Here is a 23,207-nt window from a genome sequence, read left to right on the forward strand (position 1 = left end):
TTGATCATGTCATCGCAAAAAGACCAAGAATTAGCTGCACGCCTAGAACACGCTCACGAACTGTCCAATGCGCAGCGAACCGCGCTCTACAAGGAACTTGAGCGTTACGCTGCACGTGACCTATACGGTGCCAGTCGGTTGTGCAAAGATCACCTATCAAAAGAAGCCGACCTACGACTGCCCTTGTCGATCCAGGTTGCGCCCATGCTGGCCAAGCACTTCGAAATGCGTATGGAGGCACAGCGCCGCGCTGTTGACTTGTACTTTGAGCAAGACAAGCAGATGCGCCAACCTGAGGCCGGCAAACAGTACGTTGGACCTGTGGTTGGCACCACGCCCAACTGTGTCGTTCAGCTCGATAAAGAAACCGGCGATCTGATCGTTCACGCAAAAACCAGCCTCGTTTGCGCCTTTGAAGCGGCCGAGCGCGATAAAGACCTTTCAATTCACTATCCCAATGTTGCTATCGGTGGTGTTGGCCTGGTCACGCGCGTTGAGCATGAACAGCAAATGGATGCGGGTATGAGCCTGGGTCGAGAACTTACCGCCTCTAAATCTGAACCTTCCATGGAACGCAGCTTATGATCTTGCGCACGTTGACGGCGCTGTGCCTGGGTCTGGCGGTAACGCTCACCCCCGGCCAGTCCCTCGCTCTGGATAATCCCAAGGCCTCCCCTAAAGACGCCCGAATTCGCAGCACCGAATATGACCCGGCCAACGTTATCGCGGTCAATACAGTGGCTGGCGTATCCACACACATTGTGCTGGCTGATGATGAGACCTACGTCACCCATGCCTTTGGCGACGCTTTGGCCTATGACTTTCAGCAAGTGGGCAAGCACTTGCTACTTAAACCCATCGCGGCAAATGCTGACACCAACTTAATTGTCATCACCGACAAACGTAATTACGCCTTTTTGCTTCAAAACGCTGCACCCGGCAAGGGCAAGGAAACCCACCGCATTACGTTGAACTACCCTGAAAGCGAGGCGGCGATCAGCGCCGCTCAGGCCGCGCAGCATCAAATCAACCAGGCCCTGGATCAAACCGGCGTTGCCATTAACTGGCAGAGCTACACCATGAGTGGTGACCAATCATTGGCACCTGTCAACGCCTGGGATGATGGCGCACAGACCTGGCTGCGTTTTGCACCTGGGCAAGACTTACCCGCCGTTTACTTTGTCGATGCTGACGGCAATGAAGTCATAGCCAACCGCCATATGGCAGACGCTCAAACGATCGTCATGCATCGCATTGCGGCCAAGTGGCATTTACGTCTGGGTGAACAGGTGTTGGCGATTCACAATGAAAGTAGCCATCAAGCCCGCCCGATGCCCACACGAACAATCTCACCTGACGTTGAGCGTGTATTGCGCACGGAGGCTTTGCCATGAGTTGGTTCAAATCTGAGCGAGGTTCATCCGCTGCCATCGATGCTGTCGCCCAAATTGAGGCACAGACGCAAACTATCGTTGACGATCAAGGGCCTGCGGACTTTAATGATGCTGCACGACCCATGGCGCCCGGTGCCAAAGCTTTTTTGCTGATGTTGGCCGCAACGGTGCTGTTCTTGCTGGTGTTGCTTATCCTTCGTTTGAACGGAAAAAGCGCTAACGAGGACACTAAAAGCGGCATTACCAGGAGCAAGATCGAGAACGTGTTGCCTGAGTTAAAGCTTAGCCAACCACTCTTACCGCCTGCGCCGGCTCCCACCCCAAAAGTAGAACCGGCCCCTTTGGTTCCTGAACTCGCCCAGGCCACTACCCCTTCAGACCCGCCCAGAGGAAAGCTACTTTTCGAAGACCCTATCGAGAAGCGACGCCTCACCCCTGGCCTGCAAGGTCAACAAAGTGGCCAGACAAGCGCAAACGATAAAAATAGTGCAACGTCCGGTGCCAACCAACAACGGGATGAAGGCCCCATGGCCGATCGCTTGCGCCCACTTCGCCTAGCCATGGCCAAGGCCGGGCTCTTGCAAAACCGAGACTTGTTGCTTACTCAAGGGGCCATGATCGACTGCGTTCAGCAAACCAAGTTCGTCTCAGCTCAGGCCGGGATGATTACTTGCTACGCCACGCGTGAAGTGCGCTCGGTCAGTGGACGTGTCGTACTCATTGATCCAGGCACTATCTTTGTGGGCTATCAACAAGGCGTGCTCGCGCATGGCCAACCCCGAATCGGGATTGTCTGGTCACGCCTGGAGACACCTGACGGTGTGGTGGTGCATTTGGACTCACCCGGTACCGGCGCGCTTGGCGAGGCAGGCCTGGACGGAGAGATTGATACGCACTTTGCTGCCCGGTTCGGCGGGGCCATCATGATCAGCCTGATTGGTGACATTGGCAATTGGGTGAGCCGCCAAGGTAGTGGTAGCAGCAATGAAGGCAGCATCCGCTTTGATAACTCAAGTGATGCGGCCCAACAGGCCATCACCACCGTATTGGACAACACCATCAATATCCCGCCCACGCTTTACCGCAATCAGGCCGGTCGAATCGGGATTTACGTTGCCCGCGACCTGGACTTCAGCAGTGTTTATGCGCTGCGCCCAGCCCAAAGCAATGACCCCATGCTAAGCCAGCGCCGATAGCCGCCTGCCTACGTTCTCCCCCCTTCACGCCGCCCTTGCGCTGCGCGAGCAGTGCAAGGGATACCCACATTTAGAAAGTTGTGAATATGACAACCTCAAATCTAGCCGCCGTCTCAGATGCTCGACCCACTGCACCCGCTCAACCAGAACCAAACTCTAGCAAGGGCCTGGCCTTACGCCAGATGCTCAGACCCGTCTCAATCTACCTTCGTGATGACGAGGTGCGTGAGGTCACCATCCCCAGGCCAGGCACTATCTTTGTGCGTATCAAGGGCGCCTGGCACGAAAAGTCAGCCCCTGAACTTACGTTTGACTACCTCAAAGCGCTCGTCGCTACGATGGCCAGCTACAACAACGTCAACTTTTCGCCAATCATGTCGCTCAAGCTGCTTGACGGGGAGCGCGGTCAGGTCATGCAGCCGCCAGCGGTGCTGGAAGACACGATCTCGATCAACATTCGTAAGCACAGCTCTATTGTCAAAAGCCTGGATGAACTGACTGAGGAAGGCGCGTTTAGCGACTGGCAAGACACCAGTGACCCAATCGGTGACACAACCCACCTCAATGATGTCGACAAGCACCTTCTGGCCCTCAAAGACCGTGGCGATATGCGCGCTTTTCTTGAATTTGCGGCACTTCATCACAAAAACATCATCATTGGCGGCAAAACAGGATCGGGCAAAACCACGTTTGCACGCAGCCTTATTGAGCGAATCCCCGATACCGAGCGCCTGATCACCATTGAGGACGTCCATGAGCTGTTCTTGCCCAACCATCCGAACCGCGTTCATCTGATCTACGGCAAAGGAGTTGGCCAGGTCAGTGCCACTGATTGCGTAGAGGCTTGCATGCGCAGCTCACCGGATCGGATCTTCTTATCGGAGCTTCGCGGCGCAGAAGCCTGGGAGTACCTGGCGGCACTGAACACCGGGCACCCGGGCTCAATTACGACCATCCATGCCAATAGCGCACGGGATGTTTTTGATCGGGTCGCCATGTTGATAAAGCAGTCCGTTGCAGGCAACCAGATTGATGTCAACACGTTGCGTAGCTATTTGCACTCAACCTTGGACATCGCCCTGTACTTTGCAAATTACAAGCTGGCGCAGGTCTACTTCAAGCCGCAGCGGCCCAGTGAAACAGCCTGACCTTAAACAAAAGGAATGCACATGACGCGCACAAGACACGAGCACAGCCTGCGCAATCAGGAAATCGGCCAGGCTTACATGATCATGTTGGATGTCTATGACCAGTGCCGGCGCAATCAGATGAGTGATAGCGCAACGTTAGCGGCAATTAAATCGGCAAACCCTTGGGGGCAAGCGGAGCAATGGCCCCAAAAGGCCTGGCTCATTGCGCTAAGAGAGTTTTGTCGCGATTACAAACTGCCCCTACCGGTCTACGCCCGACATAAACCTGATCCGCGCAAGCACTAAAAATTAGTGGCTTACCCCCTGGCGCCCGCCAATCGTTATCCCGTTGGATAAGCGATGCGACACCTCCCCCATCGGTGAGATATAACCCATGCAAAACCAGCAAACCCCTTTGGACAGAATCAAGTCCATGGCACTTTGCGCCCAGCGTAAACACCTGGACGATAACGACGCTACAGTCCCCCTGCAGGCCCCCAAAAGCGAAAATCAGCCCGAAGTCGCCATGGCATCAATGCTGCGACATGCTCCGGCAGGAGATGCCCAGCGCGACCTCTTCGCCCCACCAATGTGGGACATTTCAACCAAGGACAGCCAGTCCATGATGGATGTTGCTGTGTTTCGCCTATCCAAACGAGACAAACGCCCTGGGGAAACCATCCATTACGAGCTGGCCGATGGGTATATCGAGGTCAAGGCCGGCCCAGACGGGATGGCCTCGGTCTGGGACTACGACATCATTTTGATGGCGATTTCCTATCTCACCGAAGCCATGAACCGGCATAGAGAAGGTCGATGTGAGATGCCTACTCGACTTATCAGGCCCAGTGTCATGGAGATCCTAAAGTTCTGCCGGCGTCCCGTAGGCGGTCGACAATACGAAGAGCTAGAAAGCACGCTGGATCGGCTCAAGAACACAACACTCAAGATTGTCCGTACACGCAAAGGACGTAATGGGCGCGTCATTCGCATGGCTGAGGGTGAAGGGCTATTAAGCAACTACCGAGTACTGTCCTATGCAGAAAACGGCAAAGTTGCTAGTGTTGAGCTGGAAGTCCCCAACTGGATCTACCGGGAGGTCGTCCAGGCCCAGCAGCCTGAAATCCTGACCATTCACCCCGACTACTTTTTGATTGAACCTGGAATCGGTCGATACCTTTATCGACTGGCTCGGCGCGTTGCAGGCCGCGGACGAGCGCGTTGGTCGTTCAAGCTGATCTATGAGCGCAGTGGCAGCACCGGCACGTTTAAAGAGTTCTGCCGGATGCTGCGCAAGCAAATCCAGATCAACGATCTACCCGAGTATGTCTTGACCGAAGAACCGGGCAAAACAGGCCCGATGCTAGTCATCGTGAATCGCGAAGCAAGTATTGACGATAAGCCTGTGGAATCTGAAGAATAAGTACGATCAGTGTGTAATAGACAAAGTTTTTATGCACGCCTGGGCGTGGCAAAAACTCAGAGTGCGGTGTGTAAAAGACAAAATTTCGCACTCAATTTAGCTCAAAAAATCAAACGTCGTCGGTGTGTAATAGACATTACGAGGCTGGTTTTTGTGAGCCAATCAGGGCGCAACACACACGCCAGTGTGTAAAAGACAAAGGTACCCGGTCAAATTCTGTGGATAACTACCAAACCATCGAAATAGCGCTGTCTATTACACACCAAATCCTGTCTATTACACACCAAACGCTGTCTATTACACACCAAATGCTGTCTATTACACACCAGACACATTTTTAAGCCATTGATTTTGTGCTAGAAAAAGTGCTTTTCCACAGCCTAAAACTTATTAAAACATTTAAAACTTATTTAAAACAGGAAACGACCTGTGCACAACTGCACCGCCGTGAAAACAGCGAGCGCTTTTTTCGCGCTTTCGCGCGCCTACCCTTCGGTCGCTGCGCTCCCTTCGCCCCGACGCCTGACGGCGCCGGCCTGTGATAACACCAGTCCCCTTCCCTTCGGGCGGGGAAAGGTGGACCCCTGACAACGGACGCATGCCTAGGAGGCTTACGCCTAGCCCCCCCACCGTTCGTCGACGAGAACAAAAGTCGTTTTTAGGTGACCCAGGGCCAGCCCAGGCCTGAGCACGAACCGACACCTAAGACTGCACCCGCCTGCGCCCCTCGCAGTTCGCCCGGCGGCGTGAACCACCCTGCCAGCAGGTAGCACCCGTTACGGGCTTTGCCCGACATCGCTTCGGCCATGGCGAGGGATCGCTACGGCTGGACAACCCAACCGCATTTCACCGAGCCAATGCGCTCACCCCATAACCACCCAAGGCATCTGGCACCCCTTCGATCGGCGTCAGTGCTTTCACACACCTTTGGAGTTTCCATGCGAATCGCTGTTGTTAATTTTTCCGGATCTGTTGGTAAAACCGTCGTCACCAGCCACCTGCTGGCCCCGCGCATTCCTGAGGCCGAAATCATCGCCGTTGAATCCACCAACGAGTCGGCCGCCGACCTTGGCCTTGACGTCGATCAGTTGCGCGGCGCGCACTTTGGCAAGCTCTTTCGCAAACTGCTGACAGCCCGCGCTGCCATCGTGGACGTGGGCGCCTCAAACATCGAGGACTTTCTGGCCGAACTTAACAAATACGACCAGGCGCAAGCCGAAATCGATTGCTTCGTGCTGCCGGTAGTGCCAACAGGCAAAGCCCAGCGCGAGACCATCAAAACAATCGAAGCCCTCAGTCGAGCTGGCGTCACGCCAGAGCGCATTCGCGTGCTGTTTAACCGCGTCGATGTGAGTGCTGTGGAGGAGTTTGCACCGATCTTCGCCTACGCGCAGCTATCTCGCGCTTTCTTGGCCAACCCGCAAGCCCAGATTCTGGAAAGCGAGGTATTCGACTTGCTGGCCAACCGGCGTCTGACCATCGAGGCCATCGTCGCTGATCAAACCGATTACCGCGCAAAGGTGCGCGAAACCGACCCCAATGACGATGAAGAAATTGACCGACTCAGTGACCTTGCCGCCTTGCAAAGTCTGGCGCGCCCAGTCCACCGCGAACTCGACCAAACGTTCAAAGCCCTCTTCACTTAGACCTGTCTATGCACGTCGAACACGAAACCCCAGCCACATCGCGCTCCAAGCTCGAATACCTGTATCGCGATCTGCTTATCGAAGGCCATAGCCTGGCCCAGCGCCAAGAGGCGATCGGTAAGCAAATCGATGAAGCATCAATGCGCATCGAGAGCTTCACAGGACAGCTGCGTCATGCCACGCATCACGCTACGCAACAGGCTGCAGCGCGCATCGAAAAAGCCGGCGAAGACGCCACCACCACGCTCAACCAGGCCAATCAGCGCCTCTTAATCACACAACAACACCTCACCAGGGTTGGGCAAGGCAACGTGAAAGTCACCGCCGCAATCGCCGCGACTGCCGGCGCACTGGGCGGCCTGTTAGGTGTGCTGGTCACAACGTTGCTATTGGGCTGAACAGTAGCCCGCCCACTCTTACCTCTTCTTGGAGATGCCTCATGGCGCCGGATATACGTCGTCGGATTATCAAGCTCTCGCTCGTCGTTTTGCCCTTCTCTGCATGGCTGCTGACCGCCATGGCTCTGAGCGGCACGTCCATCCAATCGATTAACTTCTTGCTGCTCTCGCACTGGATACGGTCAACCCTTGCGTATCCACCGCTCATGATCGCCCTGGGCGCAGGCCTGATACTGAGCTTTATCCTGGCTATTTCGCTCAAAAAAATCTCTAAGAGCGAGGGCTTTGATGGGGCGGGCTACAAGCGCCATATTCGCGGTACCGAGGTCGTGCCGTTCAAGCGATTGGTTCGTCTATGTACCGAAAAGGGAACCCAGCAAGTCCGTATTGCTGGCGTCCCCATGCCAGCCTCTGTTGAGAACCTTCACTTGTTGATCAATGGTGCGACTGGCTCCGGTAAGTCGGTACTGCTGCGCGAGCTGATGCTCTCGGCGCTCAAACGTGGCGATCGCATGGTCGTCGTAGACCCCAACGGGGATCTGTACAGCAAGTTCGGCCGACCGGACGATGTCATCCTGAATCCCTACGATGAGCGCACCCAACCCTGGATGTACTTTAACGAGGTCAGGGCTGAGTACGATTGGAAGCGCTTGTCATATTCCGTGGTTCCGCTAGGTGCAGATGCCAATGCCGAAGAATGGAACAGCTTTGGTCGCCTGCTCTTACGTGCTGTCTCCCGCAAGCTATTTGAGCTGAACATTCACGATATCAACCAGGTCAACTATTGGTGTTGCGAGGCGCCGTTCAAAGAAATTCAGACATTCCTCAAAGACACCGAAGCTGCATCACTGTTTGCAGGCGCATCCGAATCGACCCGGGCCTTTGACTCGGCGCGGTTCGTGCTGTCCAACAAGCTGTCGGAGCATCGTTCGATGCCCACCGGCGACTTCAGTATCCGGGACTGGATGGAAAACGGCAAAGGTTGCCTGTACATCACCTGGCGCGAAGACATGAAAACAGCGATGAAGCCCCTGCTTTCTGCTTGGGTCGACGTTTTCTGCTCCTCGATCCTATCCATGCCCGAAAGCGCCCACCGACGCTGGTGGCTGCTGATTGACGAGCTGGCCTCGCTGGAAAAGCTGGCATCCCTTGAAGACGTGCTCACCAAAGGTCGTAAGCACGGCGTGCGCGTCGTGGCAGGCCTGCAGACCGTCTCCCAGCTCGATGAGATCTACGGCAAACACATGTCCCAAACCCTACGGGCCAGTTTTCGTAACCTGGTGGTGCTGGGCGGCTCTAAAACTGACGCCGAGACCGCCAAGGAAATGTCCACGGCACTGGGCGAGCATGAGGTTGCCCGACCGGAATACACCGACTCACGCAATCCGGGGGGCTCCCGAGGCACCAGCGAACGACTGGTTCGGCAAACTGAAGCCGTGGTCACAGCCGCGCAAATTCAGGCCTTGCCAGAGCTGACGGGCTACGTCGCCTTTGCTGAAGATCGGCCGATCGCCAAATTTGTGCTCAAGCCCCTTTCGTTTGTCACCCGAAACCCCTCATTTATTGAACAAACAACGCTGTCAGCTCGCCCAGCATCAAACACGACCTGGGATGAAGACGGCGTAGTTACCACGCATTGGAGTAGCAATGATCTCCCTGAAGACCCTACACAGGGGCAACGCGAATAAAGTCGGCCACTACTACGCTGACCAAAAGGACGATTACTACAGCCGGGATGGCAACTCGGCCCAGTGGCAAGGACAAGGTGCCGCTCAGATAGGGCTAGAAGGCAACATTACCCAAGAAAGTTTCACCGCTGCGCTCAAGGGTGACTTCGGCCCAAATGTCACCCTTGCCAAATCGATCCGAAAAGACGCTAAGTCTCGGGCCGGAGAAGACCTAACGTTCTCAGCGCCAAAATCAGTGAGTATTCAGGCGCTGATTGGTAAAGACAGCAAAGTGCTTGAAGCGCATGACCATGCTGTTCAAAAAGCGCTGGAATACCTCGAAAGCGAGCTGGTCAGGGCTCGCCAGAAAGTCGACGGCGTTACGACTTCAGAAAAAACAGCGAATATCATTGCTGCGAAGTTTCGACACGAAACAGCACGCCCTTCCAAAGAAGATCATGCCGACCCGCAGCTTCATACCCATACCATCATCATGAATGCCACCCGCCGTGCGGACGGCAAATGGGTCTCTGTGGCGAATGAGCAAATTTTCCAAAACAAGAAACTGCTGGACACAATCTACAAGAACGAAATGGCGGCGTATCTGGAAAGAGCTGGTTACGCCCTTCGCTATGAAAAAGACAGTTTCGAGCTGGCCAATATCAGCCGCGAACAGATCGAATATTTTTCCAAACGGAGCATGTCGGTAGAAGCCGAGCTGGCCAAGATGGGCAAAACCCGTAAAACCGCCTCCCATGATCTAAAGCAAACCATTACCCTGGCCACACGAAACGCCAAACGCCCTGAAATCACCCGTGACGATTTACAAAAGGGATGGGAAAAAGAAGCCAAAGACCTGGGTATCGACTTTGCGGCCGCAAAACGACCGGTCGAATTCACCAAGCCTGGTCATGACAAAACAATGCCCGGCCAGCCCCACCCTTCTGCCACACCGGATGAAAAGCATCCAAACGCACCGAGCCCTGGGATTACCCCGGAATCACCTACAACTGTTAGCGACCAGCTTCAAAGCAGCATTGCCGACCAGTGCGTGGCATGGGCGATACGGCATCATGCCGAACGTGAGGCTGTCATTCGTAAGTCCGTCCTGACAGAACTGGCGCTCAATCACAGCATGGGCACCGGCATATCGGTCAAGCACATTCAACTGGCCGTTGATCGCTCGCTCAAAGCCGGACATCTAATTCAAGGTGCCCACGTTTACCGCTCCAACGATATCCCCGATATTGGTACCGCCCTATCGCGTGAAGAATGGGTCAAGCGCCTGGTACGAGAAGGCGCTACCCCGTCTGAAGCTCGCCAGAATGTACGACGGGCGATCGCGACAGGAAGCCTTTTCCTTGATGAGGCACGGTATACGACACAGGCCGCACGGGAACGCGAAAAGCGAATTTTTCAGATCGAGCGTGAAGGTCGCGAAAAAGTTGAGGCCATCATGACACCAGACGTGATCAAGCAAAAATTAGCCGATAAAGGTCTCAAGCCTGGCCAACTGGCGGCCGCAGACCTGATCCTGGGGACCAAGAACCGAATTATTGGCGTGCAGGGTCTTGCCGGTGTGGGCAAGTCTTTCATGCTCAACGAGGTCAAGAAAGTTATCGAGTCGGCTGATTACACTGTTAAATCAGTCGCACCCTACGGAACGCAGGTTAAAGAGCTTCGCAGCCTTGGTGTAGAGGCCGTTACCGTAGCGTCTATGCTCGAAGCTAAACAAGGTCGATTCAAACTCGATGGCAAAACGATCCTTGTGATTGACGAAGCCGGTGTTGTTCCAACCCGCCAAATGGAAAAGATCCTGAAACAGGCAGAAAGCACTGGCGCCCGTGTCGTTATGCTGGGCGATAAAGATCAAACTAAAGCCATTGAGGCCGGCAAGCCGATGCACCAGTTGCAAGATGAGGGCATGCAAACAGCGCTCATGGGTGACATTGTTCGCCAAAAAGATCCTCTGCTTCGCAAGGCTGTCGAATTAGCGGCCCAGGGTCGGGCCTCTGAAGCGCTTCACATCATCCAGACCAAGTTAGATTCAGTACTGGAAATCAAAGAAAGCCCAGACCGATATACAGCAATGGCTGATCAATACGTGTCGCTCGATCAGGTAACCCGTAAAGACACGCTGATCATTACCGGCACCAATGCATCACGAATTGCCCTGAACGACCTGGTGCATGACAAGCTTGGGCTCAAAGGCAAAGGTTTCGCGTTCTATCTGCATACACGTGTGGACACGACACAAGCACAACGACGGTCAGCGCGATATTACGAAGTGGGCACCATCATTCAACCCGAGCGTGACTATCGTAATGGCCTGCTTGCGGGCAATCAGTACAAAGTCATATCAGTTGACACGCAACTTAACCGCATTCAGGTTGCTCACCTGCAAACGGGGGTAACCGTCGAGTTCAACCCGTCGCGCACAACCAAACTGTCAATTTATGAACTTCGTCAATCTGAACTGAGCGCCGGCGATAGCGTACGCATCACCCGAAATGATGCCAAACTCGATCTGGTCAATGGCGAGCGCTACGAAGTGCTTGCCGTCACTCCCACCACCGTAACGATAGGAAAACGGGATGACAACGGGTCGATAACCCGGCGACTTATGCTTGATGCCGACAAAACGCACCCTCTGCATATGGATTACGCTTACACCAGCACTGTGCACAGCGCCCAGGGTCTTACCGCAACGCAGGTCATCTTGAATCAGGAAACGTACAGTCGGACCACCAAATCTGACGTTTTCTACGTGGCCATCTCACGCGCAAAAGAGAAAATCAGTGTCTACACTAACGACATGGCCAAGTTGCCGTTTGCCGTCAGCCGACGTGAGGAAAAAGGCGCTGCGCTCGATATCGGCATTGCTCAAGCAACTCGCCAGGCCGAACACAACCATGAATCAACACCCTCTTTGGAGAAACAGCACCATGACCACCAGCTATGAAGATTTTGTTAGCGCCTTGGAGTACCTGGTAGCGATTGAACCTGACCCCAAGGCCTATGACGATGACATGGACGAATATGATCGGATCATGGCACCGTTTGAGGCTGAGATCGACAAAGCCCATGCAACGATCCGAGCTTATGGCCAGCAAATTGCGCCACAAGGCCTGGAACACATGCAAGATGTATTGCAGCGCCTACTGGCACAGCAAAAGGACCAAAAATCAATCTCGATTATGAGGTCCAAGATCAATTGGCATTGGGATGGTTGCGGGCAGTGGCTTGGATAAAAAGCCTTTTCAACCTATTCAGAAAAGATGTCTAAACAATTTAGATAATTTTTATCTGCCTACTAGTCGCGGAAGAATTCTCATCCGAAAGAACGAAGTTTAGAATCGACTAGAAATGATCTTTAATCATTCCCACTCTGACCTGCCTGGGTATAGTCGTCCAGCGTCATCGTGGCCAGCCGCGAGGCAGGCCAGACGGTAAGGAACTCATCCCACAGGGCGTAGTGCTTTTGGAAGTCACTCACTTCAGCACCCCCTCAACCCAATCCCACCGCTTGTCCTTGACCATCACGAACCGGCAACGGCCTTCTGACAGGTTGGCCCACAGGCCACCGATCAGCCGGTCATCCTCAGCCCCGCTCCATCGATCCGCGCCCTTGTATTCAACCGCGAGAATCGGCCCCGTCTGGCCTGCCGTCCCTGGCAACTGGCAGAGGAAATCTGGGTAGAAGCGGCCATCGGCCTTCTGCAAGAAGAATGAACTGCCTTCGCGCCGCACGAGGTTGCGCACCCAGAACTGGATGCGGCCCTGCTGCGCCCACATATCCAACTGGCTGGCGCACTCGAATTCTTCCTTGCTGTCGAAGTCACCCATGCGCCCATAGAAGTGCTTGCGGAAATCGAAGTGCCCAAAGCGTCCATCGTAGTCACGGCTGGGCGCGTAGGCTTGGGCATGAAACTCAAAGGCGTATTGATCCGTCACCGCTACACGCTCAGCCGCGTCGTCAGCGAATAGCGCTTGTTGGAAAGCCTTGCCAACAGCCTGCTTACGCAGTTCACGAATGCGTGCCTCGATCAGATTGCGGATCAGAAACTTCTGAAGATTGACGCGTGCCAGCGTGAAACCTTCACGGCGCAGCAGATCGGAGACCCACGCAGCAACAAATGCCTGCTTGCTGGCGTGCGTCAATGACGGCTCAGGAAGGTTGCGGCACAGCCAGGTGGCGATGCGAACTTCATCCCAGTTTTCGGGTTGATAGACGAGGCCCAGATCGCGCTGCAACTCTGGCAGGAAGCGCGACACCACGTGGCCACCCGCATCGATGTCGATCTCACCGCCTTCCGATACCTTCAGCGCGGCGCCCAAGGCCGTCAGGTCATCGGTCGTCGGTGCGGCATCGTAGGGTGAAAGGTCCCACGGATACTCCAGCACCTCCGGGTCATCAAACAGCGCCAAGTCACCTTGTTGGCCCTGTAAGCGCAAGGCCAACTGCGGCACACGGAAGCGTTCCCCCAACTCCGCAGGCGTCTGGAAGAACTCAATCGCCGTGGTGCGGCTGACTTCGGCGGCCTCCACAATCGCCGCCGCAGCGGTTTCGGATGTGACCGACGCCTTGAGCACCTCGGCTTCATCTTCCGTGAGCGGCGTACTGATCGTCAGCGTATTGAGCTTGCCGTCCCAACTGACTTTGTCACGCACCGGCTTTGGCACGCTCTTCAGGTTGGGCTTTTCGGATAAGGTAATCGCAACTGGCCGAACGACAACGCGTCCGGCGTGGCCCTCCAAGTCCAGTCGGGCCTGCTCGGCCTTAGCGGCAGTCACGAACTCGGCGACTTCGCGCCGCTCGAAACCGGCACCGGCCACCAAACGGTCCCGCAGCGCGCCCGCAGTTTCGGCAAAGTTGCGTGACACAACGAAGGCATAGGACTGATTCAATGCGCGGGCCTGCCGATGGCTGGCACCGGGCTGCCGCAGCACGCGCCCGAGCAACTGCTCCACCGCCGTGGCCGAGGACAGCGAGGCCATGCTTACCAGAATGTAGGCAAACGGGCAGTCCCACCCTTCGGCCAGCGCCTTCTGGGTGATGACGAACTTCACTGGGCAGGCCGGATCGGCAATGCCCAGCTTGTAATCGGCGTCAATCTGCTCCAGCCCCTTTGCCTCGCCAGTGGCCACCACAATTTCGCTGGCGGGGATGCCGTGGTTGGTGATCAGCTCGTTCTTGACCTTCTCGAAATCCAGTGTCTCGATGCCAGCACGGCGAGGTTCCGACTGAATCAGCACCAGCGGGCGCAGGTAAGCCGCACCTGCTCGGCGCTCTTCATCAGCCAGCTTGTGCAGTGCATCGCGTCGGCCAATGGCATCGGCCAGACACTGCTGCCAGTTGGGCTCCGCTTCGAGCACCACCGGCAGCTTGATCATTTCTTCCGCCTTCAACTCGGCGGCAGACACGCTGTGCAGCACGTTGCTAGGCGTGCGCTCCAAGTCAGGCGTGGCGGTCAGTTCCATCACGCCGCTGGGGCGGAAGCGGGCCAGCATATCGAAGGCCAGTTCAGTGCGGCTGTTGTGTGCCTCGTCCACCACGACGAACGGGCGACGCAGGCGTAGCACATTGGCCAGGGAGTACGGCGTAGTGCGCGCGCCGCCTTCACCATCCGTTAACAACTCATCGCGTTGTGTGGGCGACAGGTTGTCGAAGTGATGCATCAGTGCGCCGCTGGACTGGTACACCTTGCGACACTCTTCCTCTTCTACCTGGAAGGCCTGCCGCGTGGCCACGATTACCGTTGTCGACGTATCCAGCGTGGCGCGGGTCACGCTTTTGGCCTCTTCGAGATCGAGCACAGTGATCGGGCCCGCCTCGCGCAGTGCGGCGTGATACGGGTGGCTGCGATCTTTCAGCGCCTTGATGGTCTGCTCTCGGATCGGCTTGCTGGGCACCAGCCACAGAATCACGCTGTGCTCGCAACGCAGCAAGTGCGTGTTGACGAGCTGGACACTTTTTGCCGCCAGCCAGGTTTTGCCACCGCCAGTTGGCACCCGCAGGCAGAAATACGGCATATCGGACGGGAAACCCGACAACGGGTTGTACGGGTTGCCGCGCCCCCACAGGCGTTCGGTGGTGACGGTGAAGGCAATCGAGGGCGACGCCAGTTCGTGGCAGGCCTTGAAATAAGCTTCCACGCTGTCGAGCACTTGCTGTTGATAGATTTTCGGTGCAAATCCGGACATGGCTTAAACCTCTAGCGCGTAAGGGGTTTGCTTGAAGACAATGCCTTCGCGCGCGGTGCGGGCTCCCATGCGGTTGGCAGCGGCGTAAATCACTTTAGAGCCAGCGAACTTGGGCAACACATCGAACACCGGGCCGGTGAGCACGTTACCGCCGCCCACCGACTTATCCTTGAGGATGCCGTTGTAGAGCAGGTAGATGGCGCGGCCTTCGTGGACGCCCAGCAGCGGCGAATCTGCGGTGCCGGTGAAGCCCGTGCCGGTTTCGGCAAACCAGACGAATTCAGCCAGTTGCGCGAACTTCACGTCGCTGCGGATTTGGCCATCGGCGTTGAACAACGGTTCTGCGGACAAGCTGCAGAACTGGAAGCCGCCACCGAGGCCTTCGACGGCTTGGTTTTTGGCGTTGGAATAGCCCTCGGCCACCCGCTTGATCCGCTCACGGGTGACATTCCGGGAGATGTTGTCGTCCATTTCCACAAGAATGAATCGACGGTTGCCACCGTCCTCGGCATTCAGTTTCAGGACAGCATGTGCGGTCGTGCCGCTTCCAGCAAATGAATCCAACACAATGAAATCGTTACCTTGAATCATCGAAACCAGATAGCGCACCAGGTCGACGGGTTTCGGGAACGGGAAGGCAAACCCCATTTCTGCCAGCGCACTCGACTGCGACTGCGTACTACCAACACCGCCAATGACGGTGATGACATGGCTAGCCTGCTCGCGATCCTTAACGGATTCAATCGCACCTGTTCCTGTCACAACAAAGCGTGTGCGCTGCCCTTTCGAATCAAGCACAGATTCAAAGTTGGAGTCGATGAAATTTTGAAGTATCGATTTCGAGGACCATCCGCTGGAAACAGTGACCGGGGTTGCTAGTTTTCCATCCACGATGTTCACATCTGTCGCGTAGTGCGGCCATTGATTCGAGCGCGCTCGGATAACCCCTGCGTCTATGCTGGCCGGGAACCCAGCAGGAAGCTCAATTGAGCTTACGGGGTTCTTCGGGCCATTTTTGACAATCGTGTTTTGAATATGTAATCGATTAAGCTTGCTTTCCTTGCCGATTGATGGATCAACGACAGAAGGGTGCGGAAAGAGGTCTGGGTTGTTTGCGTATGCAAGCACATACTCGTGACAGTTCTTGATCTTTGCCTGATTGTCGAAGTTGCCGTCAGTTCGCCAAACAAATGTCGCCAGTCGCCGTCGGGTTCCGAATAACTCATCCATCAAGGAACGAAGATGGTGCACCTCGTCATCATCAATAGAAACGAATATGACACCATCCTCGTCCAGAAACTGTTTTAGCAATACCAAGCGGGGGTACATCATCGATAACCAGCGGTCGTGACGGTCGAGCGTCTCGCCTTCCTTCCCGACAACTTCGCCTAGCCACTTAAGAATCTCCGGGCTGTTGACGTTGTCGTTGTATACCCAGCCTTCGTTGCCGGTGTTATACGGCGGGTCGATGTAGATGCACTTCACTTTTCCGGCATAGCGCGGCAGCAGGGCTTTCAGCGCGTGCAGGTTGTCACCCTGCACGATGAGGTTGCCCGAGTCTTTACCCTGCGCCGGGCCGCAGGAAAGATCCGCCATCGGTTCCAGCAGGCGAAACGGGACATCCTTGTGATGTTTAACGACTGCTTCTTTGCCGATCCAGTTCAATGATGGCATTCAGCCCATCCCCTCAAATTTTGCGCGATGGCGTCTGGCCATCGCTGCGTTGTTCTTCATCCGCGCCACCGGCGCGCACCCAGCCGTCCACCTCGGACACTTTGAACTTCCACAAGCGCCCCACGCGGTGCGCGGGCAAGTGCTTTCGGTCGATCCATCGGTAGATGGAGTCGCGCGTGACACCCAGGTGCTCGGCAATTTGGTCCACAGAAACCCAAGGTTCAGCAGTCATCGAGCACTCCTGCAGTAGTTTCAGATTGCATAAAGTCGGCTTAAATCGTAAAGAGCATAATTTATCAGTTTGGCAGGTAGTAGACGAGCTCCCAACGCTTTTAGCATCGTCTTTTACTTGGCTTCCCTAAAACTTCTGCGCACGACCTAGAACACGCGCTGCGGTCAAACCACGCTCGAGCTTTGCCAGCGCTGCGAACATATGGAAGATTAACTTACACGCTGCGCTGCCGGTTTCGATCTTTTACGTCAAAATTTCAAAGCCAACACCACGCCACCCAAGAACGGTCACGATCTGTACTATGCCGGGCAAGCTGCACCCTAGCCGATCCAGCAGCCACACCACCAAGGTGTCCCATGCCCGCAGCGCTTTGTGGCACTGTTCAAGCTCCGACCGTTTATTTTTAAGCAGCTAATCATCCGGCACCCGACACACAGCCTATAAGTTGACTGATGGCCGGAGCCAAGACATTGAAAACTTGACGGATAAATGAGCACTTGGAAGCAGCTCTCACGACAAACATTGCAATACTCTCATCTGTTCAGAAAACCACCGTTTGACGAACAAATTTACGCCGCTGCTTGGTTAGCAAGTTTTGACTTTGCTCCGCGAAGTGTCATTTACAGACATAACATGCACCTGCTTTTAACTTTCTTGCTCTCTCAATTTTCTGGCTTGCCGACTTATTTCGTCTAGGTCGATATGCTTGTCCCTGATTTCTCGCAAAGATGCCTTCGTCAATGGCCCCCTCTCATCTACAACACCACTCGACAGAAATGCGGGATTAGACTTTATCAATTGCGATCCGTTTGTAGCTATCTCTCCAGCAACCACTGTCGCCAGCTCTGGTGATAACACTTTGGGCAAAGATTCTGAAATCACTCCGGAACCACTCTTTTTCCGCCAACGATAAAGAGCCTGGCGCAGTGCATGCCCGCCAATATCAAGACCATTGCTTGTCATCATATCGGCCAGATTTTGATAGCTCGCTCGATGCTCGATCAACTTGCTAACAATCGGCATAACGGCTTCCAACTGCGCGCGACGCCCTAATTTTGCCCATTGACTGAGCAATTTTTCCAGCTCATCAACCAAAAGTTGTGGGTTTGTCATAACTGGCACCAGATTCAAGCTACGTTGTATGAATATAGTTAATTTATGTTTTTTTAACTTAAATACAATAAAAAATGTTACGTTTTAGTTAATTAGTGTTGATTAAAGTTTTTTAATAAATAACTTTCGTTATCTTTTGTTATCAAGCGAGAATGTGTAGGTAAATGACAACTCAATGCAGTCGATGTAAGACACGCAAATCCTTTATCCATGCGGGTTTGCGCGCATGTTGTATTACGCGATGCAAACACCCTCTCAAAAAATATCCAATCTTGGCAATGGTTTAAGGCACCCGCAGGGTGCGTACTGTGTGGTGACCTTAAGGGAGAAAATCCAAGGGGATTTGCAACCTTAAGGGAACCAGCCCGTAAGGGCAACGTCCACCCATGGGGCCCCAACTGGCAAAGCCAGGTGGGGAAGCACGACCCCCAAAGATGCCACCAACACCACACCGACAACATACGGACTGCACCTGACACGGCCATCACCGACACGCACCAAAAGATAACGCGCACACACGCTAACCGGCCCAACAAATAGCGACCCCACATAATGCGACGCAGGCTCTGAGAACGTCACAACTTAAGAGAACGCCCCACCCTAAAACCCCATAAAAAAACCCACCGCACGGGTGGGTTAATCAGACTGAGTTGCCCAACACTACGCGGCAATCTTGTAGCCATCACGCTGGTCGACCGTCTTATCGGCAATGTCCAGTAGATAGTCCATTGCAGCACCGGCATGCTTGGCTGCCGTGAATATTGCATTCTTGTCGTTCTTGAGTACCTTGATCCAGCTTGCCATGTATGAGGCGTGGTTCTCAACGGTTGCCGCAACGAATCCAAAATGTCCAACCAAGAACGCGGCCCCCAGTTCTGCCACCAGTTCCTCAAAAGCATAGGACTCGTCGCCAAACCGGGAGGTCTTGGAAAAGTTTCGATCCAGCCGACTGGCGTGCCCTGTCCAGTGGGTTAGCTCGTGTAGCACAGTGGCGTAATAGTTTTCGGGTGTCGTGAAGGCCTCGCGTGGCGGCACGTAAATTTCGTCTGTACTGGGTCGATAAAACGCCCTGCCCCCTTTGTGCGTAATTGCTGCACCGCTAGCAAGTAAAAAGTTTTCGGCCGCACCGCATGGTTCGAATACCTTGGTTGTGATGACTGATTCGTCGGCCTGCAGCTCGGCGGGTAGGTTTTCGATTTGATCTAGATGGGGAGAATAGGGAAAACGGAAAAAATCGGGCGCTAAGCCCTGTTACCGATTCTTGAAGTCCGCAGCGGCCGATATTTTTCTCATCAACCTTCTTGCTCTTCCTTCAAATGTAATATCCGGTCCCGTAGATGTGCTCCCAGGCCAACGAGGACACGAAACTGCAGCATACTGGCGTCGGGGAGCTGCCAGGACCGCGCGCAACCTGTGTCGCCCGCTCCAGAAACACCGCATGCCAAAGAACGATGGCGCCCGTCACCAGGTTTAAGCCGCGGTCGCACATATCACCTAAGAGGCGGTTTAATAACTCACCGGAAACGCATCCGGTGCAGTAATGAAGAGCCGAGCGCGATGAAAATCATCGCTTCCGACACATCAAGGCGCTGCTCGTAGTCCCGGACAAGACGGCGATAGCGCATCAGCCATGCAAACGTGCGCTCGACGACCCAGCGTCGCGGTTGTACCTGAAAGCCGTCCTGGCCCTGTAAGCCACGTACGACTTCGACGGTAAAGTCGAGATAGGCTGCCTTGTCGAGCAAGGTGCGTCGGTCGTAAGCCGCATCGCCGAACAGATGCTTGACCCATGGCCAACGCTTGACTAAAGCATCGAGGACCGATTGCGCACCTGTTGAATCGGCGATGTCGGCAGGCGTCAGATTCACTGCCAGCAGTCGCCCGTCGGTATCGACCGCGATATGTCGTTTGCGGCCGCTGATCTTCTTGTGTGCGTCGTAGCCGCGCTCACGTGCGCCTGGTGCCTTGACGGACTGGCTGTCGACGATGCCGGCCGAGGGGACGACTTCGCGCTGTTCGCACATTCGGTCCAGCATCAATGCCAGATCGTGGATCGTTCGGAAGAGGAAGCGTCGCACTAGCCGACGGAACCAGTAATACACCGTTTGATAGGGAGGAAAATCGTTTGGCAACATGCGCCATTCGCAGCCCGAACGGACCAGATAACGAAGTGCATTGATCACCTGGCGAAGTTCCGTCCTGCGGGGGCGACCAGTACGAGCAGCGCCCGGCAGTAATGGCTCGATGAGTTTCCATTCCTGATCACTCACATCAGTAGGATAACCCTTGCGCTCCTTGGGAACCCGGACCTTATGCCGTGTTCGTTGCTCTGCTGTCCACATGGCGTACTCCTATCGAAGAGGACCATTTGGACATCATAGTTGCTTCCGAGTTTTCAAACCGTCTCTAAGCGATGAATCAAGACCGCTCTGGCAAGCGCATTGCGCGACTGCTTGCCAAGCGTATCAGACTGTAACTTTCTGCAATACCACCAAGTTTCTCGTATTAAAAAAATACAGATCCTCGATTTCTAACGGTAGCCGCTAATCGGGCAGTGCTTCAAACGATGCCGAGCATTTTTATCAGGAAAAAACTGATGACTGCCAACGCCAGCTGCGACAACACGACAACTGCGGCGACCCGGCAACCGGCCCGCATGACTGAGCGCGCATCGACGCCGAGTCCGAGTGCGGCCATCGACATAGTGGTGAGGAAATTCGCCGTCACGTGCATCGGCGCAATTGCCGCCTCTGGAATGGCGCCGAACGAGCGCAAGGTCAGCAGTAGCAAAAAGCCGACGATGAACCACGGGACCATATGCGACAGCGCAGGACGACGACCACCTTCGCGCCGACCAATCAGCGACAGTACCAGCACGACTGGGCCCAGCATCAGCACCCGCACCAGTTTCACCAGGGTGCCGATGTGGACGCTGCTAAGCGATATCGATGAGGTCGCGGCCAGCACCTGGGGCACCGCGTAGACGGTCAGCCCGGCAAAGACACCGAACTGCGTTGGTGAAAACGACAACAGTGACACCGTTAGCGGCAGCACCAGCACCACGACAACGCCAAGCACGGCAGTGAAGGCGATCGCCGCAGCGACGTCCTTTCCATCCGCATCGATAACCGGGGCCACCGCGGCAATGGCAGAGTTACCGCAAATCGAATTGCCGCAGGCAATCAAGATGGCCATCTTGCGCGGCAGACCAAAAGCACGGCCAAGGGCAAAGCTGAGCGCAATCGCGATGGCGACCACTGCCGCGATGCCGCTCATCAGACCGATGCCGTTTTCGAGCAGCGCACCGGCGCTGACCGAAGCGCCCAGCAGCACGACCGCGATTTCCAGCAATAATTTCGCACCGACTTGGATGCCGTCTTCGAAGCGAGTATCGAGCCGATGCACCGTCCGCACGGCGGTGCCTAGAAGAATGGCCAGCACCAGGCTTTCGAGCCATGCGTGGCCAAATAAAGCGCTTTCGATGTTTTCCATTGCGTAAGCTATCGCAGTAACCACAGCGCAAAGTGCCAAGCCTGGCAGCGCGTTGCGAACGAGTTTTAGTGGTTGCTTGACCATTTGCCGCTCCTGATTCTCGAATTCAATAGAACGATTATCAAGTCGACAGATTGTTATGTCCATCTTACAATATCGAATATATCGTTCAATAGAATTGAACAATCAGATGACACTAGAACAATTGCGGATTTTTGTTGAAGTCGCCGAGCGACAGCATTTGACCCAGGCCGCCGCAGTGTTGGCGCTCACCCCTTCAGCGGTAAGTGCTTCGATCAAGGTGCTGGAAGAACGCTATGGTACTGCCCTATTCAATCGCGTCGGCCGCGGCATCGAGATCAGCGAAGCGGGCCGTATTTTCCTGATAGAAGCACGCCGCACGATCGCCAGCGCGCGCGCCGCCGAACTGACATTGGCCGAGCTGGGTGGAATGAAACGTGGCACGCTGACCATTCATGCGAGTCAGACTATCGCCAGCTATTGGCTACCCGAGTACCTCGTGCAATTTCGCCAAGCGCATCCGGCGATCGCACTGAGCGTGACCATCGATAACACCCATAATGTCGCCCAAGCAGTGCTTCAGGGGGGCGCCGACCTTGGCTTTGTCGAGGGCGCCATCGACGAGCCGACACTATCGGTCGATGCCATCGCATCCGACCAGATCGTCGCTGTAGTCGCAGCGCACCATCCATGGGCTTCAGGGAGGAGGCTGCTGCACGCGGATCTTCTTGAGGCACAGTGGATCTTGCGCGAAAAGGGGTCCGGCACGCGCTCGGCGCTCGAGTGCGCACTTCAGGCGATGCATGTCGACTTCGATGCACTCGATATCGCACTCACATTGCCGTCCAACGAAGCGGTCCGCTCCGCTGTGATGGCCGGCAAGTTCGCCACCGCCATGTCGGAACTGGTAGTAGCCTCGCATCTGCGGGCAGGTTTGCTGGCGAAAGCAAACATCGACTTGCCGGAGCGCGCGTTCTACATGTTGCGCCATCCCGAACGGTACAAGACAAAGGCATCTCTGGCGCTGGAAGCGATGATCCGCCTCTCCCAAATAGCGCGCGACGAAACGCCTGCGAAAATTAATTTGAAATAGATGGAATAAATCATCCGCAGATCCGTTAACCTCGATAACACCGGTTTTTTCCGTCCGACTGACCCAACCAGGGAGAATTTCATGAAACAAGCGACCTTCGCCGTCATCCTCGCTATCGCTTCGATCGGCAGCGCTGTCGCCAGCCCGATGAGCGATGCCGCGCAGATTCACTTTAGCGCCATTGGCGCCGGTGACACGTCCGTCATCATGCGTGGCTATGCCGACAACGCCCAGCTGACATGGGTCGGCGGGCCGCTTGACGGCATGTACGCCGGTTCCGATGCCATTCGCGCCACCTGGGAAAAGTTCGGCAAGGCTGTCGGGCCGGCGCGCGTGACTGTGCTTGCTCTGGAGGAATCGGCGAACCCAAAGGGTGCGACGATCGTCGCCAAGGTGCAGTTCGAAGGCAAGGCACAGGTCAATGTGCGCTATGTGCTGACCTACCGCGATGGCAAGCTGGTCAACGAAACCTGGCAGATCGATCCGAAACTGACCGCAGCAGCTTATTGATTAATCGACCGATA

23 protein-coding genes are annotated in these 23,207 nt (G+C 55.2%); 13 read left to right on the forward strand and 10 right to left on the reverse strand.

The window, feature by feature from the left end; all coding sequences use genetic code 11:
* The first annotated feature begins 6 nt into the window (after window positions 1-6).
* The 6 genes from GTU67_RS02485 (at window position 7) to GTU67_RS02510 (ending at window position 5,143) form a co-directional block, all read left to right on the forward strand.
* Window positions 7-585 carry a hypothetical protein gene (locus tag GTU67_RS02485; protein ID WP_185778586.1) on the forward strand — a complete coding sequence of 193 codons (579 nt, stop codon included), beginning with the start codon at window positions 7-9 and terminating at the stop codon, window positions 583-585.
* Complete coding sequence (locus GTU67_RS02490) at window positions 582-1,394, forward strand: TrbG/VirB9 family P-type conjugative transfer protein (protein ID WP_185778587.1); 813 nt, start codon at window positions 582-584, stop codon at window positions 1,392-1,394. Before GTU67_RS02485 ends, GTU67_RS02490 begins: the two co-directional genes overlap by 4 nt.
* Window positions 1,391-2,590: a type IV secretion system protein VirB10 gene (gene virB10 / locus GTU67_RS02495; protein ID WP_185778588.1), complete on the forward strand. Its 1,200-nt coding sequence runs from the start codon at window positions 1,391-1,393 to the stop codon at window positions 2,588-2,590. Before GTU67_RS02490 ends, virB10 begins: the two co-directional genes overlap by 4 nt.
* A 182-nt stretch (window positions 2,591-2,772) precedes the next feature.
* Complete coding sequence (virB11, locus tag GTU67_RS02500; protein ID WP_249417491.1) at window positions 2,773-3,738, forward strand: P-type DNA transfer ATPase VirB11; 966 nt, start codon at window positions 2,773-2,775, stop codon at window positions 3,736-3,738.
* 21 nt (window positions 3,739-3,759) lie between these two features.
* Window positions 3,760-4,026: a hypothetical protein gene (locus GTU67_RS02505; protein WP_185778590.1), complete on the forward strand. Its 267-nt coding sequence runs from the start codon at window positions 3,760-3,762 to the stop codon at window positions 4,024-4,026.
* Between the two features lie 88 nt (window positions 4,027-4,114).
* Entirely contained in the window at window positions 4,115-5,143 is a 1,029-nt protein-coding gene (locus GTU67_RS02510; protein WP_185778591.1) for a replication initiator protein A, read from the forward strand.
* 658 nt (window positions 5,144-5,801) lie between these two features.
* Here GTU67_RS02510 and GTU67_RS02515 read toward each other — a convergent pair.
* A complete protein-coding gene (locus tag GTU67_RS02515; RefSeq protein WP_185778592.1) occupies window positions 5,802-5,951 on the reverse strand; it encodes a hypothetical protein in 150 nt (49 codons plus the stop codon).
* 130 nt (window positions 5,952-6,081) lie between these two features.
* On the opposite strand from GTU67_RS02515, the gene stbB reads away from it, so the two are divergent.
* From stbB to GTU67_RS02540, 5 genes are read left to right on the forward strand one after another with little or no spacing between them, the layout of a single operon-like run.
* The gene (gene stbB, locus GTU67_RS02520) at window positions 6,082-6,789 is read left to right on the forward strand and encodes a StbB family protein (RefSeq protein WP_185778593.1); all 708 of its coding nucleotides are present in this window, start codon (window positions 6,082-6,084) and stop codon (window positions 6,787-6,789) included.
* Between the two features lie 8 nt (window positions 6,790-6,797).
* Window positions 6,798-7,187, forward strand: coding sequence for a hypothetical protein (locus tag GTU67_RS02525; RefSeq protein ID WP_185778594.1), 390 nt, complete (start codon window positions 6,798-6,800; stop codon window positions 7,185-7,187).
* Between the two features lie 41 nt (window positions 7,188-7,228).
* A complete protein-coding gene (locus tag GTU67_RS02530; protein WP_185778595.1) occupies window positions 7,229-8,875 on the forward strand; it encodes a type IV secretion system DNA-binding domain-containing protein in 1,647 nt (548 codons plus the stop codon).
* Window positions 8,835-11,816, forward strand: coding sequence for a MobF family relaxase (mobF, locus tag GTU67_RS02535; protein ID WP_185778596.1), 2,982 nt, complete (start codon window positions 8,835-8,837; stop codon window positions 11,814-11,816). The genes GTU67_RS02530 and mobF overlap by 41 nt, the downstream gene beginning before the upstream one ends.
* Window positions 11,800-12,105: a hypothetical protein gene (locus tag GTU67_RS02540; protein WP_185778597.1), complete on the forward strand. Its 306-nt coding sequence runs from the start codon at window positions 11,800-11,802 to the stop codon at window positions 12,103-12,105. Before mobF ends, GTU67_RS02540 begins: the two co-directional genes overlap by 17 nt.
* A 241-nt stretch (window positions 12,106-12,346) precedes the next feature.
* On the opposite strand, the gene GTU67_RS02545 is transcribed toward GTU67_RS02540, so the two are convergent.
* The 9 genes from GTU67_RS02545 to GTU67_RS02585 form a co-directional block, all read right to left on the reverse strand.
* Window positions 12,347-15,058, reverse strand: coding sequence for a DEAD/DEAH box helicase (locus tag GTU67_RS02545; RefSeq protein ID WP_185778598.1), 2,712 nt, complete (start codon window positions 15,056-15,058; stop codon window positions 12,347-12,349).
* Window positions 15,059-15,061: 3 nt separating this feature from the next.
* Complete coding sequence (locus GTU67_RS02550) at window positions 15,062-16,732, reverse strand: site-specific DNA-methyltransferase (protein WP_185778599.1); 1,671 nt, start codon at window positions 16,730-16,732, stop codon at window positions 15,062-15,064.
* 13 nt (window positions 16,733-16,745) lie between these two features.
* Window positions 16,746-16,964, reverse strand: a complete 219-nt coding sequence (locus GTU67_RS02555) for a helix-turn-helix domain-containing protein (protein ID WP_185778600.1) — start codon at window positions 16,962-16,964, stop codon at window positions 16,746-16,748.
* A 243-nt stretch (window positions 16,965-17,207) separates the two neighbouring features.
* Window positions 17,208-17,375 (reverse strand): recombinase family protein, encoded by a 168-nt coding sequence (locus GTU67_RS15485; protein WP_283245236.1) that lies wholly within the window; start codon window positions 17,373-17,375, stop codon window positions 17,208-17,210.
* A gap of 234 nt (window positions 17,376-17,609) precedes the next feature.
* Window positions 17,610-18,077, reverse strand: a complete 468-nt coding sequence (locus GTU67_RS02565; RefSeq protein WP_185778601.1) for a hypothetical protein — start codon at window positions 18,075-18,077, stop codon at window positions 17,610-17,612.
* 660 nt (window positions 18,078-18,737) lie between these two features.
* Window positions 18,738-19,274, reverse strand: a complete 537-nt coding sequence (locus GTU67_RS02570; RefSeq protein ID WP_185778655.1) for a zincin-like metallopeptidase domain-containing protein — start codon at window positions 19,272-19,274, stop codon at window positions 18,738-18,740.
* A gap of 115 nt (window positions 19,275-19,389) precedes the next feature.
* A complete protein-coding gene (locus tag GTU67_RS15670) occupies window positions 19,390-19,566 on the reverse strand; it encodes a Tn3 family transposase (RefSeq protein WP_136223706.1) in 177 nt (58 codons plus the stop codon).
* A 25-nt stretch (window positions 19,567-19,591) separates the two neighbouring features.
* The gene (locus GTU67_RS02580; RefSeq protein ID WP_027868003.1) at window positions 19,592-20,419 is read right to left on the reverse strand and encodes an IS5 family transposase; all 828 of its coding nucleotides are present in this window, start codon (window positions 20,417-20,419) and stop codon (window positions 19,592-19,594) included.
* Between the two features lie 217 nt (window positions 20,420-20,636).
* Window positions 20,637-21,653, reverse strand: a complete 1,017-nt coding sequence (locus GTU67_RS02585) for a YeiH family protein (protein ID WP_185778602.1) — start codon at window positions 21,651-21,653, stop codon at window positions 20,637-20,639.
* A gap of 55 nt (window positions 21,654-21,708) precedes the next feature.
* On the opposite strand from GTU67_RS02585, the gene GTU67_RS02590 reads away from it, so the two are divergent.
* Window positions 21,709-22,683, forward strand: coding sequence for a LysR family transcriptional regulator (locus tag GTU67_RS02590; RefSeq protein WP_228892619.1), 975 nt, complete (start codon window positions 21,709-21,711; stop codon window positions 22,681-22,683).
* A gap of 81 nt (window positions 22,684-22,764) precedes the next feature.
* Window positions 22,765-23,193, forward strand: coding sequence for a nuclear transport factor 2 family protein (locus tag GTU67_RS02595; protein WP_091874566.1), 429 nt, complete (start codon window positions 22,765-22,767; stop codon window positions 23,191-23,193).
* The last annotated feature ends 14 nt before the right edge of the window (window positions 23,194-23,207 follow it).

Source organism: Pusillimonas minor, assembly GCF_014237865.1.
Lineage (GTDB): Bacteria > Pseudomonadota > Gammaproteobacteria > Burkholderiales > Burkholderiaceae_B > Neopusillimonas > Neopusillimonas minor.